Source organism: Sutcliffiella halmapala (assembly GCF_050107295.1).
Taxonomy (GTDB): Bacteria; Bacillota; Bacilli; order Bacillales; family Bacillaceae_I; genus Sutcliffiella_A; species Sutcliffiella_A halmapala_A.
On record NZ_JBNIKR010000004.1, the window covers coordinates 58,732 to 73,645 of the forward strand.

Consider the following 14,914-nt stretch of genomic DNA (forward strand, 5'->3'; position numbering starts at 1 on the left):
GCCCTTATGCTTGTAGTATCAATAAAGCAAAGGGGGTAAAAAGAATGACAGCACCAACTACATCATTAATGATTAGAGACTTCCCGGAAGACGAGCGCCCGCGGGAACGACTGATTCAGGATGGGCCGCAAAGCCTTTCCAATCATGAACTGCTGGCGATTATGCTTCGTACAGGTTCGAAGGAAGAATCCGTCCTGCAGCTTGCGAACCGCCTGTTGACCACTTTCGAGGGATTGAGGCTGCTGAAGGATGCTTCCGTTGATGAAATGATGAGCATCAAGGGGATCGGCAGTGCCAAGGCAGTACAGATAATGGCTGCAGTGGAGCTCGGTCGGCGCATTCATCGGCTCCAGTATGAAGACCGCTATGTGATTCGATCGCCGGAGGACGCTGCTAATTATGTAATGGAAGATATGCGTTTTTTAACGCAGGAGCATTTTGTCTGTTTATACCTCAACACCAAGAATCAGGTGCTCCATCAGCAGACTATTTTCATTGGCAGTCTGAATGCCAGCATCGTACATCCCCGTGAAGTGTTCAAAGAAGCTTTTCGTCGTTCAGCTGCTTCCTTTATTTGCCTGCACAATCATCCTTCAGGAGATCCTTCGCCAAGCCGAGAGGATATAGATGTGACAAAAAGGCTCAATGAATGCGGCAAACTGATTGGAATAGAGCTTTTGGACCATTTGATCATCGGCGATCAGAAATTTATCAGTTTAAAAGAAAAAGGCTATGTGTAAGTACTATGCTTTTTTCGTATCCTACGCTATAATATTACTCATGAGTTTGGAAGGGACTTTTCTTTCCAAGCTTTATCTTCTTAAAACTACATTATCCACATGTTAATAAAATAAATGAGGGCAATTCTGTCCGCTTTTATCACTTTTAACCACCATTCAGCATTTAGTTTCAGAAAGGGAGATACACATTTATGTTTGGAACGAGAGATCTTGGTATTGACTTGGGAACAGCCAATACACTAGTTTTTATTAAAGGAAAAGGGATTGTTGTGCGTGAGCCGTCAGTCGTGGCACTTCAAACCGACACAAAGCAGATTGTTGCTGTAGGGAACGATGCGAAAAATATGATCGGCCGTACACCAGGTAATGTGGTGGCGCTTCGTCCGATGAAGGATGGAGTAATCGCTGATTATGAAACAACTGCGATTATGATGAAATATTATATTAAGCAGGCGTTGCGCAATAAGAGCGCTTTTTCACGTAAACCGTATGTGATGGTATGTGTTCCATCCGGAATCACGGCTGTTGAAGAGAGAGCGGTTATTGATGCAACTCGTCAAGCTGGTGCACGCGATGCATATCCGATTGAAGAGCCATTTGCAGCGGCAATCGGTGCCAATCTTCCTGTATGGGAGCCTACTGGTTCCATGGTAGTGGATATCGGGGGCGGAACAACAGAAGTTGCCATCATCTCCTTGGGGGGAATTGTAACAAGCCAGTCCATACGCGTTGCAGGGGATGAAATGGACGATGCCATCATTGCTTATATCCGTAAAAACTACAACCTCATGATTGGGGAAAGAACGGCTGAAGCGCTGAAGCTTGAAGTGGGATCTGCCGGTGATTCGGAATTAATCGAACCGATGGATATCCGCGGCCGTGACTTGTTGACTGGACTTCCGAAAACAGTCGAAATTTCCGCCAAAGAAGTGGAAGAAGCATTGAAAGATACAGTTACCGCAATCGTTGATTCTGTTAAAGCGACTTTGGAACGTACGCCACCTGAGCTTGCAGCAGATATCATGGACCGCGGAATTGTTTTGACAGGTGGAGGCGCGTTGCTGCGTAACCTGGATAAAGTAATCAGTGATGAAACGAAAATGCCGGTTATCATTGCTGAAAATCCATTGGATTGTGTTGCAATCGGAACAGGTAAAGCTTTGGATTATATTGACGAATTTAAGAAGAGATCAAGAGATTATCGCTAAAAAGAAGGTGTTAAGTCATGCCGCAATTTTTCCTCAATAAGAGGTTGATCATTTTGTTGGTGAGCTTAATTATTCTAGTGGCATTGATTGGTTTCTCCTTGAAAGAACGGGACCAATTGACTTGGCCTGAACAGTTTGTTAAAGACTCGACAGGCTTTGTGCAATCCATCTTCTATCGGCCCGCACATTATGTTGCGGGTTTCTTTGAGAACGTAGACTACTTGAAGAATACGTATGAGGAAAATAAACTTTTGCGTGCTAGACTAGAAGAATACGCAATGCTCGAAACAAAAGCGCACAAGCTTGAACAGGAAAACGCAGAAATAAGAGAAGTGATCGGTGAGCTGGACTCGCTCAGGGATTACGATCCACTGCCTGCTACGGTTATCGGTAGAAATCCGGATCAGTGGCGCGAGCAGATCATTTTGAATAAAGGGAAACAGGACGGTGTGGAAAAGGACATGGCTGTTATTACAGCTGGCGGCTTGATCGGTAAGGTGAAGCATGCGAATCCTTTTACTTCCTCCGTACAGCTGTTAAGCTCCCTTGACCCGAAAAACCGCATATCCGCCTATATCCAGGGAGATGAAAGCATCTTTGGATTGATTGAAGGTTATGATGATGAAAAAGGTGCACTTTTGCTGAAAAGGATCCCTCATCAGGCGGAAGTGAAAGAAGGACAGACCGTCTTGTCCTCTGGTCTTGGTGGAATCTTCCCGGAAGGCCTGATTATCGGCGAAGTGACAGAGGTCGTTCCGGATGAATATGGGCTAACTCAGATGGCCTACATAAAACCGGCAGCAAATTTCTATGATATCAGTCAAGTGATGATCGTGAAACGTACGTTAATATCCGGAGATCAAGAACCGGTGGAAGAGTCTGTTGAAGAAGAAGAAACAGAAGAGGGGGATTCTGAGTGAGGAAGTATGTCTTACCAGCCCTTATTTTCTGTTTGTTTATTTTGGAAAGCATGACGGTTGACATGTTTTTTCTGGGGAATATAAAGGCTGATTGGGTCATTGTCCCCAGGTATGTGCTGATCACCCTGATTCTTTGCACGATCTATACAGGTTCCTATATCGGGATTATTTTCGGGATGGTATTTGGACTTCTTTATGATATTGTCTATACGGAAGTGTTGGGGATATATTTATTTGCTTATCCCGTTGCCTCCTATTTTGTATCGAAGCTGATGAAGGCGTTGCAGGCTAATATTTTCATTGCTTTTTTTATGATCACATTAGCTGTTGCGGGAGTGGAGTATCTGGTGTACAGCATTCATACTCTAATCGGGACTACCGATATTCTTCATCAGAATTTCCTTGCCGGCCGACTGGTTCCGACAATGATATTTAATGCCATTTTTACGCTGATCTTCATCTTTCCATTGAAACTGTTCATGGAAAAGCTGGCATATGAACAAAAGGATGAACTCTAAGAAAGCTGTCTATTTTAGTCAGCTTTTCTTCTACATACTGATTCTAGTAATCTTTTTTTATTTTTTATGCGTATAGGAAAAAGGAAATAGAAGGGCTATGTCGAATTATATACTTGTTGAGGTGAACGTCGTGAATAGACAAAAACAACAGTATGTAACCATTAAGGGCACGAAAGAGGGCCTAACTCTGCATCTCGATGATACATGCTCGTTTCAAGAGCTTTTAGCTGAAATAGAAGCAAAATTAGCGTCGAATAGCAATCCGGATGATTCGCCTTTACTTGGTGTAAGACTAAAGGTCGGGAATCGTTTTTTAACAAATAAGCAGCAAGAGAAATTACGCAATGTCATTCGCGGTAAAAAGAATTTTATTGTCGAAGAGATTGAAAGTAATGTCATTACAAAAGAACAGGCCATACAGTGGAAAGAAGAAAATGAAATTGTCCCAGTAGCAAGAATGATTCGCTCAGGACAGGTCCTGGAAGTTAAAGGAGATCTTCTCTTGATTGGTGATGTGAACCCGGGTGGAACGGTGAAAGCGGGCGGCAATATCTTTGTATTGGGAGCCCTGCGTGGAAATGCATATGCTGGTCTTTTGGGAAATAATGAGGCTGTCATCGCTGCAAGTCTCATGAGACCGTCGCTGCTTTCCATCTTTGAAACGATAAACCGTGCCCCGGACTTAAGCGAACAGCTTGAGGGAAGCAATGAAATGGAATGCGCCTATATAGATAAGAATGACCAAATTATTATAGATCGCTTACAGTTGCTTTCGCATCTAAGACCAATGTTAACAAGGCTTGAAAGGAGAATGTAATAAGTGGGAGAGGCTATCGTAATTACGTCTGGTAAAGGTGGAGTCGGCAAAACGACAACTTCTGCAAATATAGGAACCGCTCTTGCCTTAGCAGGAAAACGTGTATGTTTAGTAGATACAGATATTGGACTCAGAAATCTGGATGTCGTAATGGGACTTGAAAACCGTATCATTTATGATTTAGTTGACGTTATTGAAGGACGTTGCAAAACACATCAAGCCTTAATCAATGATAAACGCTTTGAATGCCTGAAGCTCCTTCCAGCTGCACAAACAAGTGATAAAACAGCTGTAAAGCCGGAACAAATGAAAAAGCTTATAAACGAACTGAAGCAAGACTACGATTACATTATCATCGACTGCCCGGCAGGAATCGAGCAAGGCTTCCAAAATGCCATAGCTGGCGCAGATCGGGCAATCGTTGTCACCACACCGGAAATTTCTTCGGTACGTGATGCAGACCGCATTATCGGCCTTTTGGAAAAAGAAGAAATCGAGCCACCTAGATTAGTAGTCAACCGTATTCGTAACCATATGGTGAAAAACGGGGAAATGCTGGATGTGGATGAGATCGTCTCCATACTTGCCATTGATATTATCGGTATTGTTGCAGATGACGACAGCGTTATACGTGCTTCCAATAGTGGGGAGCCGATTGTCATGGATCCTACAAGCAAAGCATCCATCGCTTATCGTAATATCGCCCGCCGTATTCTTGGTGAGTCTGTTCCATTGCAATCCTTGGAAGAGGAAAATAAAGGTGTCATGTTTAAAATCAAGAAATTCTTTGGTGTTCGTTAATACAGGTGAGGAACCGCCCCTAACGGAAAGGGGCGGTTTCTTTTGTTTTGCGGAAGTTTTTGCTAAGATTGGTGTAAAATATATACATATCTTAAAACGAGAGCTTGGAAGGAGCAGTACTACTACATGAAAGCAAGAAAAAAGGTATTTAGGAATATATTGCTGGCACTTTTCCTATTAGGCATCCTGTTTTTTATTACGAATACCTCGATCTTCTCCGGACCTGTAGAAGAGGAGCCGCTGCTATTGGCGCATCGCGGTGTCCATCAGACGTTCAGTATGGAGGGGATCCAAAATGATACATGTACCGCTGAGCGGATATTTGAACCGGAGCATGAGTTTTTGGAGAATACGATTCCGTCGATGAGAGCTGCCTTTGAAGCAGGAGCGGATATCGTGGAACTTGATGTACAGCCTACAACCGATGGCGAGTTTGCCGTTTTTCATGACTGGACCTTGGAGTGCCGCACCGATGGGACAGGCGTGACAAGAGAGCACACGATGGCAGAACTCCGGGCGCTGGATATCGGATACGGCTATACAGCCGACGATGGCAAAACCTATCCGTTCCGTGGAAAAGGTGAAGGCCTTATGCCGACCCTTGGAGAAGTACTTCAGGCATTCCCGGATAAAGAACTGTTGATTCACATTAAGAGTGACGATCCGGAAGAGGGGAGGCTCCTAGCAAAATATCTGAAGGATTATGACTTTGTTGGGAACAGCTCGAATATCAGTGTCTACGGTGGTGATAACCCGATTGCGGCTTTGAAGGAAGAAATGCCGTTGATGCGGGTCATGTCAAAAGCAACGATGAAGAGCTGTCTGTACCCATACATTGCAATTGGCTGGACAGGCTATGTACCTGAATCCTGTGAAAACGGTCAGCTTCATATTCCTGAAAAAATCGGTCCGTTCCTCTGGGGCTGGACAGGGAAATTCTACAAGCGCATGGAAGAAGTGAATACAAGAGTCATCCTTGTTGCTGGCGATGGTGGCTTCTCTGAAGGCTTTGACAAAGTCGAGGACCTTGAACGCGTACCGGAACGATTTACCGGCTATATCTGGACCAACAGGATCGACCTGCTTGGTCCGGCGATGAAGGACTAGAAGAATTGATGAAGCAGGCAGGGATATGTTCCCGCCTGCTTCTTTTTTATTGGGATTCTGGAGCGGAATCGTCATAACCCCCAAGGACAAGTCATAAAATGGTACAAACATAATAGGGGGAAGGGTGTTTGTATGAATGATCGGTTGGATGAGATAAGAAGAAGAGCCGCGAAGAGAAAAAGGGTACGACAAACGCAGCAGACCAAGCGTAAACAGGTGTCCTCATATGTGTTGCGGGATGAGGAAAAGTACGGAAATGCAAGCTACACCTCCTATGAGAGTGGTCCAGATGGAAACAAGGAGCATCCGCTTTTCAATAAAGAGCTCTTTCTATTTAAGATTTTAGCCTCTGCCATACTTGTGCTGGTTGTGGGAATCATGTTCCAGAATCAGTCTGCTGCCCTTGAGAAGCCTCGGGAGTTCGTGACAAGTACCATGAAGCAAAGTTTTCAGTTTACCGCCTTCTCCTCCTGGTATGAAGAGCAGTTCGGCAAGTCATTGGCGTTGTTGCCAATACCTCAGGACACAGAAAAGATACAGGGCAGTGAGGATTTCGTGATGCCAGCCTCCGGAAAAGTGTATGAAAGCTTTGAGGCTAATGGACAAGGAGTCATGGTCGAGACGATGGCACATTCCGATGTGGAGGCGATGGATGGAGGGCATGTAACTTTTGTCGGAAAGAAGGATGACACAGGAAAAACTGTCATCATTCAGCATGAAGATGACACGTACACATGGTATGGGCAGCTTGGGGAAGTGGAAGTGAAGTTGTTCGATTTTGTGAAAACCGGACAGGTTATTGGCAGAACGACAACACTTGAGGATGGCTCGAAGGGAATGTTCTATTTTGCGATTCAAAAAGGCAATGATTTTATCGATCCCATGCAGGTGATATCATTTGAATAATAAATGGCTCAGGCTATTTCAAAAAATCCATATACATCCGATTTTCTGGCTGATGATCGGCCTTGCCATCCTGACGGCAAATTTCTGGGAACTGCTCATCCTCTTCATTATTGTATTGGTGCACGAATTGGGTCATAGCCTGGCTGCCACCTACTTTTCATGGCGGATCAAGCAGGTGTTGGTTCTTCCTTTTGGAGGGGTGGCTGAAATGGAGGAGCATGGTAACCGCCCTTTGAAGGAGGAGCTGATTGTTACACTAGCAGGGCCGTTGCAGCATGTTTGGCTCGCAGCAGGGGGCTACCTTCTTTATACAACGAATGTTCTTTCATCAGAAATGTGGGAGCTGTTCTTTTCGTTCAACCTGATGATTTTCCTGGTCAACCTTCTCCCGATCTGGCCGCTTGACGGTGGAAAGCTGATGAGCATCGCATTGAGTAAATTCTCGTCCTTTGCGACCTCCCATGAGCGGACCCTGCAATATTCTTTCGTCTTTTTGAGCATTTTTTTCCTTATATACCTGGTGATCGATCCCCTGCATCTGAATATGTGGATCATCTCCCTGTTTCTTTTTTACTCCCTTTTCTCGGAATGGAAGCAGCGGCATTTTGTATTCATCCGCTTTTTGCTGGAGAGGTATTACGGAAAGACGAATTCTGTTTCGAAAATCACACCGATTGTCGTAGATGAAACGGAAAAAATCCATCAGGTCCTGCAAAGGTTCAAGCGGGACTGCAAGCATAATATCATTGTAATGAAAGGCGATAAAAAGCAGACGCCGCTGGATGAAAATGAGCTTTTGCATGCGTATTTCAAGGAGAAGTTGACGACAATCGATATTGGGGATATCCTTTATTCATACTAAATATTGAAAGTCGAGGCTATTCCATTGACTGAGCTTATTATGAATCTTCGTGCAACGGAAAAGCGGGTTGCCGTGAAAGAGCAGGACAAAATAGTAGAGCTTCTTATTGAAAGGCCTACTACTGAACATACAGAAGGAAATATCTATATCGGTCGCGTTGTGAATGTTTTGCCCGGGATGCAGGCAGCCTTTGTCGATATTGGACAAAAGCAGCCCGGGTATCTTCACCGCGACCATTTGTGTTCCTATCAATTATCTCCGCTTTCCAAGGCGGAAAAGGAAAAGCGTGGCATCTCCCATTTCGTCCATCAGGGAGAAGCGGTCCTGGTGCAGGTGGCAAAAGAAGGCGAAGGAGCAAAAGGCCCAAAATTGACGGGGCTTATTGAATTTCCGGGAGTACATATTGTCTATCAGCCATTTGGAAAATTTAAGGCCATTTCCAAAAAGATGAAAGAGGACAGCCGTAAGCAATGGAGGGAGCATCTTTACAGCTGGTGTACCGAGGAAGAGGGAGTGATACTCCGATCTGCTGGTGAACATGCCCCTGTGTCTGTGGTGGAGGAGGAATTAGCGGCACTTCAGGAGCAATTCTTGGATGTGCAGGCAAAAATGCCTTCCTCCCAAGTTCCCGGGCTCTTGCAAAAAGAGGATCATTTTCTGGCAAAATTGCTCAGGGATATTCCGAAAAGTGAGATCAAGCTTGTGGAAGTTGACGATGCTCCAACCTTTCAGCTTTTGAAAAAGCAGGGCTATCCGGTGCGCTTTTACGATGGGAAAGAGGATATTTTTGCACGAAGAGGGATCGATCAGGAGCTTGAAAAGGCGTTAAAGCGAATCGTTTGGCTCCCGAGTGGCGGCTACATCATTATTGAGCATACGGAAGCGATGACGGTAGTGGACGTCAATACCGGAAAATATATCGGGAAGACCGGGTTGGAAGAGACAGTTCTGAAAACCAATCTTGAAGCGGCAAAGGAAGTGGCAAGGCAGCTGCGCTTAAGGGAAATCGGCGGCATTATCATCGTCGACTTCATTGATATGGCGAGTGTGGAAGAGAAGGAGCAGGTGCTTAAGATAGTCCGGAACGAAGTGAAAAAGGACCGTTCCGTTGTCCGGATCATCGGATTTACCGAGCTGCATCTTCTGCAACTGACACGGAAAAAAATCCGGGAGCCTTTGACTGGGATGCTCCTGCAAAAGTGTGATCCCTGTGTTGGAAAAGGAACGGTTTATTCATCCGAGACCATCGCCTTTCAACTGGAGAGGAAGCTCCTTGAGTACTATCGCTCAGATGTGGAGGCAATTATTGTCCGACTCACAGAGGACGTTAAAAATATCTTGGATAAGCTGCCAGATCTGGTAGAGCGTACTGGCGTGGAAATACACTATGTAAAGTTAGCGGGCAAGCCGGGTTATGAGATTGTTTTTACAGGTTCCATATCCGATGCAAAAGATCGTCTAAAATCGCTGGAACCTTATTGACATTAGGCTTTCAAGTATGCTAAGATGTTCTTTGTTAGTTTGTAGCACCCGTGCTACAACCGCACAGTCCAGGTTCCTGATAAATATGGGCGTTTTTCGTTACATATACCTGACACTGGCGAGTCTGAGTCTATTGAGGAGGTGCAAGAGAATGTACGCAATTATTGAAACAGGTGGTAAGCAAATCAAGGTTGAAGCAGGTCAAGCGATCTACATCGAAAAACTTGGTGCAGCTGAAGGCGATACTGTAACTTTCGACAAAGTTCTTTTCGTTGGTGGCGACAATGTTAAAGTTGGTAGCCCACTAGTAGCAGGAGCAACTGTTACGGCTAAAGTTGAAAAGCAAGGCCGTGCGAAGAAGATTACTGTATTCAAATACAAAGCTAAGAAAAACTACCGTAAAAAACAAGGTCATCGTCAACCTTACACTAAAGTTACTGTTGATGCTATCAACCTATAATTTTAAGGTGATTGGATGATTAAAGTTACAATTAAACGAAACGATCAACATGCTATCGATTCGTTTACCATAACTGGACATGCCAACTTTGCCAAAAAAGGGTCGGATATCGTGTGTGCGGGGGTTTCCGCTGTATCGTTCGGTGCAGTAAACTCCATTATATCACTTTTGTCTGTTACCCCACAAATTGAGCAAGGGGCAGATGGATTTCTTCGCTGTACGATTCCCCAGGATCTGGAAGAATCGACAAAAGAAAAAATACAGCTGCTACTGGAAAGTATGGTCGTATCTTTAGAGACGATTGAACGTGATTATGGAAATTATATAACCATTTCTAAATAGGAGGTGGAATACATGTTAAGATTAGATCTTCAGTTCTTTGCTTCCAAAAAGGGAGTAGGTTCTACTAAAAACGGTCGTGACTCACAGTCAAAGCGTCTTGGCGCTAAGCGTGCAGACGGTCAACAAGTTTCTGGTGGTTCAATTTTATACCGTCAACGCGGTACTAAAATTTACCCTGGACTAAACGTTGGACGTGGTGGAGACGATACGTTATTCGCGAAGGTTGACGGAATCGTTCGTTTCGAGCGTCTAGGCCGTGACCGCAAACAAGTTAGCGTATATCCTGTTGCTCAAGAAGCATAATCCCAGAAAAAACTCTAGCCTGACATTAGGTTAGAGTTTTTTTATTACGATTGAGGGTACACCAAAACTAAATAGCAGCTTCATCATGGACCAACAAACTATATTGAATTCTACATCTTTTGTCGAATTCCTACCGGGGTCTGGCCCCTCAAGGAAATTTTTATGCTATAATCTTATACATATAAGTTTATACATATAAGAAAGATTTGGAATTTTTGCTGGGAGTATGAAAAATGATGAAAAAACGAGGCACGTTGGAGGTTCTGCGCCATTCCCGGCATGATTGGCTGAATCGGCTGCAGCTGATTAAGGCGAATATGTCGCTTGAGCGTTGGGACCGGGTAAACAATCTAATAGATGAAATTGTCCTGGAGTCCAATCATGAGTCCGGTTTAACCAACCTGCATGCGTCTTTGTTTGCAGAATTTCTTATCACTTTCCATTGGGAGCCACGCCTGTTTTCCATGGAATATGAAGTGATAGGGGATGGAGCGTTAAATTTATCCGATTATGATGAATCCCTGTACAAATGGATTACGTCCTTATTCTCACTTATTGAGACGGTTGTGAATAAAAGGGCGGAAAACCATTTGTTCTTAAGCATGCATATAGAGGAAAAGGAAATTCGTTTCTTTTTCGAATTAAGTGGAATAATAGAAAGCACAGACAAATTATCCACCTGGATAGAAAACCAACCAATCAGTTTTTTGGTTGAAGAAAGCCACGTCTCATCACAGGGATGCGAGATGCAGATCCGCTTTACCTGTGAATAAAGCTATAAAAATAATAACAACGAAAACATCCTCACAGGGGACAGTTTTCTTTTATAATGATTGGGTTTTATTATGATTATGTATCGCAGGCCGAAAGATGGCTTTGCATTTTTAGATCGGAGTGAGAATCAATGTTTGTCGATCAGGTCAAGATTTATGTAAAAGGTGGAGACGGCGGGAACGGAATGGTTGCGTTCCGTCGTGAGAAATACGTACCGGATGGTGGACCAGCTGGAGGAGATGGCGGAAAAGGTGCAGACGTAATTCTTCAAGTGGAAGAAGGACTGCGCACACTGATGGATTTCCGTTATAAGCGTCACTTTAAAGCAAACCGTGGAGAGCACGGAATGTCCAAAAACCAGCACGGCAGAAACTCGGAAAGCATGATTGTCAAGGTTCCGCCTGGAACAGTGGTCATGGATGACGATACAAAAGAAACGTTAGCTGATTTAACTGAGCATGGCCAGCAATATGTGGTAGCAAAAGGCGGCCGTGGCGGTCGTGGGAACACTCGCTTTGCAACACCTAGAAATCCTGCCCCTGAAGTTGCCGAGAACGGTGAACCAGGTCAGGAGCGCTATGTTGTTCTTGAACTGAAGGTGCTTGCTGATGTAGGTCTTGTTGGATTCCCAAGTGTAGGGAAATCAACACTACTATCTGTGGTATCTGCAGCAAAACCGAAAATCGCCGAATATCATTTTACTACCATCGTTCCAAACCTCGGAGTGGTGGAAACGGAAGATGGCCGAAGCTTTGTCATGGCCGACCTTCCTGGACTGATTGAAGGTGCTCACCAAGGGGTGGGACTTGGACATCAATTCCTTCGTCATATTGAACGTACGAGGGTCATCATCCATGTGATCGACATGGGCGGTCTTGAAGGTCGTGATCCGTACGAGGATTATCTGACAATCAACGAGGAATTGAAGGAATACAATATGCGCCTGACTGAACGTGCGCAGCTTATTGTTGCCAATAAAATGGATATGCCGGATTCAGAAGAGAACCTTGCTGCCTTTAAGGAGAAGCTTGGCGATGATGTGAAGGTATTCCCGATTTCAGCTCTTACGCGCAGCGGGTTACGCGATCTTTTATATGCAGTGGCAGATGAGTTGGAGCATGCGCCGGAATTCCCACTTTATGAGGAAGAGGCAATAGAACAGCGCGTTGTGTACAAGCATGAGAAAGAAGAAAAAGGCTTCCGTATTACAAGAGATCCGGATGGTGCCTATGTTCTTTCCGGTGCTGAAATTGAAAAGCTGTTTGTGATGACAAACTTCAACCATGAAGAGTCGATCAAACGTTTTGCCCGTCAGCTTCGAGGAATGGGTGTAGATGAAGCACTAAGAGAACGCGGTGCCGAGGACGGCGACTTGGTACGCCTGCTTGAATACGAATTTGAGTTTGTGGAATAGAGTGACTTTTTAGAGGGGGAGAAAGCACCCCCTCTTTCTTTACATAGGAAAATCCATATGGAACAAGGAGAGATGGTAGATGCTGGAGGAGAAGTTTTATTTAGTGCGGGAGGATGTACTGCCTGAAGCGATGAAAAAGGCCCTTGATGTAAAAGAAATGCTTGCCAGGGGAAAGGCTGATTCCATTGCGGAGGCGGTACAGCGTGTAGATCTCAGTCGCAGTGCCTTTTATAAGTATCGTGATACCGTCTTTCCCTTTCATACGATGGTAAAAGAAAAAATCATGACCCTGTTTTTCCATTTGGAAGACCAGACAGGGGCCCTATCAGAGCTTCTGGCAACAGTAGCTTCCGTGGGATGCAATGTCCTGACCATACACCAGACCATTCCGCTTCAAGGAAAAGCCAATGTCACATTATCCCTCGATATGTCCGGGTTAAAAGGGGACATACATGCTTTACTTTCCATGCTGAAGCGATTAGAATTTGTAGATAAAGTAGAGATACTAGGGACCGGTGCTTAGTTTTATTTGAATGGTTGGGACTGGATGCGAGATCAAAATAATCTTATTCTTAAAGGTTTTTGCTTTTTGTGAGAGTTAAAGACAACATGATTTATACTTGCCCCTGTTAATTGTAGTGCAAGGCTTGAGGCTCCCGAGGCCGCCCGCGATCGCTGCCGCCTGGAACGGAAATCAACAGGGTGTTTAACATAGACATTCCTTTTTACGAGATAGGATCTTAGCATAAGCTTAGATTACACACAGAGACTAGCAGAGGAGAGGCGCAATAATGGATAGAATCGGATATTTAGGACCTAAGGCAACTTTTACAGATATGGCAGTAACTAGTTTTTTTCCGCAGGGTGAGAAAAAGGCTTACGCCACGATACCTGCATGTATGGATGCCGTATTGAAGGGGGAAGTGGATTACGCAGTTGTACCATTGGAAAACGCAATAGAAGGCTCTGTTAACGTCACACTCGATTACTTGATTCATGATTGTCCTCTGCCAATAGTTGCAGAATTGATTGTCCCGATCAGCCAACATCTGCTGGTGCACCCTGATCATATGAGAAACGACGATCCGATTGAAGTGATCTATTCGCACTCCCATGCGATCGCACAGTGCCATAAATTTTTACATAAGAAATACCCGAATGCTGTATATGAAACGACGTCTTCCACAGCTTCAGCGGCAAAGCTGATCTCGGAGCATAGACTATCCAAACGCTCAGCATGCATTGCCAATAGCTTGGCAGCAAAAGAGTATAAGCTGTCCTTGCTAACGGAGAACATCCATGATTATGAAAATAACCATACCAAGTTTATTGTCCTGCATAGGGACGAAGCCAAGATTTCCGACAATCAATCTACACATCAGGTCGAAAGTGAGAAAACGTCACTCATGGTGACATTGCCAAGCGATCAATCTGGTGCTCTGCATCAGGTGCTGTCCGCTTTTGCGTGGAGAAAGCTGAATCTTTCGAAAATCGAATCACGTCCCATGAAAACGGGCTTAGGCAACTACTTCTTCATTATTGATATCAACCAGCGCATGGACGAGGTACTCCTTCCCGGGGCAATTGGGGAGCTGGAGGCATTAGGCTGTTCGGTTAAGATCTTGGGAAGCTACAACAGTTATTTGTTGAAATAAGTGAAAAGGAGCAGGTTCCTATCGAAAATAGGAATCTGCTCCTTTTTGTTGCTTACTCAATCAGCATTCCGGCTTCTTTCAGCGCTCTGCAGGCAGCATCCAGTTTTTCCTCCGATTCCGCTTCAAGGGTATGCAGGTGCGTCCCATCTGTCAGTTGGGATAGATACGCAGCTTTCGTTTCATGGATTTTTTTTATGAAATCATCAACTTCCGAGCGGGTGCTTACCATCACGGAAGCGGTAAGGTCCCCATAGACGGGATGCTCAATTTTCACATCCTTAATCGTTACACCGTGATCTACAATGATATATAGTTCTTCCTCGGTTTTCTCGGGCGGATGGAAAGAGACGATGATTCGCTCTTTTTTTCGTTGCTCCCCAGGCGGCTTTAAGTAGACATAGCCTTGACTGGTTGCAAGTATGGGCTCATTTTTGGCCTTTAAAAGGGAGATATCCTGGACAATCACCTGACGGCTCACATTCGTCCGGCTGGCAAGTTCTCCGCCCGTTAACGGCTCGTCTTCCGTCTGCAGCCAGTGTAAGAGGAGTTCTCTTCGTTCAGCCCCGAGCACTTTTTTCTCTTGATTCATTTGTTTTCGCTCCTTC

The 14,914-nt window shown here is 44.7% G+C and carries 18 protein-coding genes and 1 other annotated feature; of the genes, 17 read left to right on the plus strand and 1 reads right to left on the minus strand.

Annotated elements, in window-relative coordinates; translation table 11 throughout:
- Window positions 1-44: 44 nt before the first annotated feature.
- From radC to pheA, 17 genes are all read left to right on the plus strand, one after another.
- On the plus strand, window positions 45-740 hold the full coding sequence (gene radC, locus ACQCT5_RS07840) for a RadC family protein (RefSeq protein ID WP_499640673.1): 696 nt from the start codon (window positions 45-47) through the stop codon (window positions 738-740).
- A 191-nt stretch (window positions 741-931) separates the two neighbouring features.
- Entirely contained in the window at window positions 932-1,948 is a 1,017-nt protein-coding gene (locus ACQCT5_RS07845; RefSeq protein ID WP_499640675.1) for a rod shape-determining protein, read from the plus strand.
- Between the two features lie 17 nt (window positions 1,949-1,965).
- Window positions 1,966-2,868 (plus strand): rod shape-determining protein MreC, encoded by a 903-nt coding sequence (gene mreC, locus ACQCT5_RS07850; protein WP_499640677.1) that lies wholly within the window; start codon window positions 1,966-1,968, stop codon window positions 2,866-2,868.
- The gene (gene mreD / locus ACQCT5_RS07855) at window positions 2,865-3,386 is read left to right on the plus strand and encodes a rod shape-determining protein MreD (RefSeq protein WP_499640679.1); all 522 of its coding nucleotides are present in this window, start codon (window positions 2,865-2,867) and stop codon (window positions 3,384-3,386) included. The genes mreC and mreD overlap by 4 nt, the downstream gene beginning before the upstream one ends.
- A gap of 97 nt (window positions 3,387-3,483) precedes the next feature.
- Window positions 3,484-4,203: a septum site-determining protein MinC gene (gene minC / locus ACQCT5_RS07860; RefSeq protein WP_499640681.1), complete on the plus strand. Its 720-nt coding sequence runs from the start codon at window positions 3,484-3,486 to the stop codon at window positions 4,201-4,203.
- Between the two features lie 3 nt (window positions 4,204-4,206).
- Window positions 4,207-5,004 carry a septum site-determining protein MinD gene (gene minD / locus ACQCT5_RS07865; protein ID WP_499640683.1) on the plus strand — a complete coding sequence of 266 codons (798 nt, stop codon included), beginning with the start codon at window positions 4,207-4,209 and terminating at the stop codon, window positions 5,002-5,004.
- Between the two features lie 126 nt (window positions 5,005-5,130).
- Window positions 5,131-6,111, plus strand: a complete 981-nt coding sequence (locus tag ACQCT5_RS07870) for a glycerophosphodiester phosphodiesterase family protein (protein WP_499640685.1) — start codon at window positions 5,131-5,133, stop codon at window positions 6,109-6,111.
- 132 nt (window positions 6,112-6,243) lie between these two features.
- A complete protein-coding gene (locus tag ACQCT5_RS07875; RefSeq protein WP_499640686.1) occupies window positions 6,244-7,017 on the plus strand; it encodes a peptidoglycan DD-metalloendopeptidase family protein in 774 nt (257 codons plus the stop codon).
- On the plus strand, window positions 7,010-7,879 hold the full coding sequence (locus ACQCT5_RS07880) for a M50 family metallopeptidase (RefSeq protein WP_499640688.1): 870 nt from the start codon (window positions 7,010-7,012) through the stop codon (window positions 7,877-7,879). The genes ACQCT5_RS07875 and ACQCT5_RS07880 overlap by 8 nt, the downstream gene beginning before the upstream one ends.
- Window positions 7,880-7,903: 24 nt before the next feature.
- The gene (locus tag ACQCT5_RS07885; protein ID WP_499640690.1) at window positions 7,904-9,361 is read left to right on the plus strand and encodes an Rne/Rng family ribonuclease; all 1,458 of its coding nucleotides are present in this window, start codon (window positions 7,904-7,906) and stop codon (window positions 9,359-9,361) included.
- Between the two features lie 47 nt (window positions 9,362-9,408).
- Window positions 9,409-9,497 (plus strand) — a sequence feature (ribosomal protein L21 leader region).
- A 15-nt stretch (window positions 9,498-9,512) separates the two neighbouring features.
- Complete coding sequence (gene rplU, locus ACQCT5_RS07890; protein ID WP_204416111.1) at window positions 9,513-9,821, plus strand: 50S ribosomal protein L21; 309 nt, start codon at window positions 9,513-9,515, stop codon at window positions 9,819-9,821.
- A 15-nt stretch (window positions 9,822-9,836) separates the two neighbouring features.
- A complete protein-coding gene (locus tag ACQCT5_RS07895) occupies window positions 9,837-10,163 on the plus strand; it encodes a ribosomal-processing cysteine protease Prp (protein WP_499640693.1) in 327 nt (108 codons plus the stop codon).
- A gap of 12 nt (window positions 10,164-10,175) precedes the next feature.
- Complete coding sequence (gene rpmA, locus ACQCT5_RS07900) at window positions 10,176-10,466, plus strand: 50S ribosomal protein L27 (protein ID WP_204416109.1); 291 nt, start codon at window positions 10,176-10,178, stop codon at window positions 10,464-10,466.
- Between the two features lie 233 nt (window positions 10,467-10,699).
- Window positions 10,700-11,239 carry a Spo0B C-terminal domain-containing protein gene (locus ACQCT5_RS07905; protein WP_499640696.1) on the plus strand — a complete coding sequence of 180 codons (540 nt, stop codon included), beginning with the start codon at window positions 10,700-10,702 and terminating at the stop codon, window positions 11,237-11,239.
- A gap of 131 nt (window positions 11,240-11,370) precedes the next feature.
- Entirely contained in the window at window positions 11,371-12,654 is a 1,284-nt protein-coding gene (gene obgE, locus ACQCT5_RS07910) for a GTPase ObgE (RefSeq protein WP_499640698.1), read from the plus strand.
- Window positions 12,655-12,733: 79 nt separating this feature from the next.
- Complete coding sequence (locus ACQCT5_RS07915) at window positions 12,734-13,177, plus strand: transcriptional regulator ThrR (RefSeq protein ID WP_204416106.1); 444 nt, start codon at window positions 12,734-12,736, stop codon at window positions 13,175-13,177.
- Between the two features lie 268 nt (window positions 13,178-13,445).
- Window positions 13,446-14,309 (plus strand): prephenate dehydratase, encoded by an 864-nt coding sequence (gene pheA / locus ACQCT5_RS07920; RefSeq protein WP_499640700.1) that lies wholly within the window; start codon window positions 13,446-13,448, stop codon window positions 14,307-14,309.
- Between the two features lie 52 nt (window positions 14,310-14,361).
- Here pheA and ACQCT5_RS07925 read toward each other — a convergent pair whose 3' ends face one another.
- A complete protein-coding gene (locus ACQCT5_RS07925) occupies window positions 14,362-14,898 on the minus strand; it encodes a transcription repressor NadR (RefSeq protein ID WP_499641160.1) in 537 nt (178 codons plus the stop codon).
- Window positions 14,899-14,914: the final 16 nt, after the last annotated feature.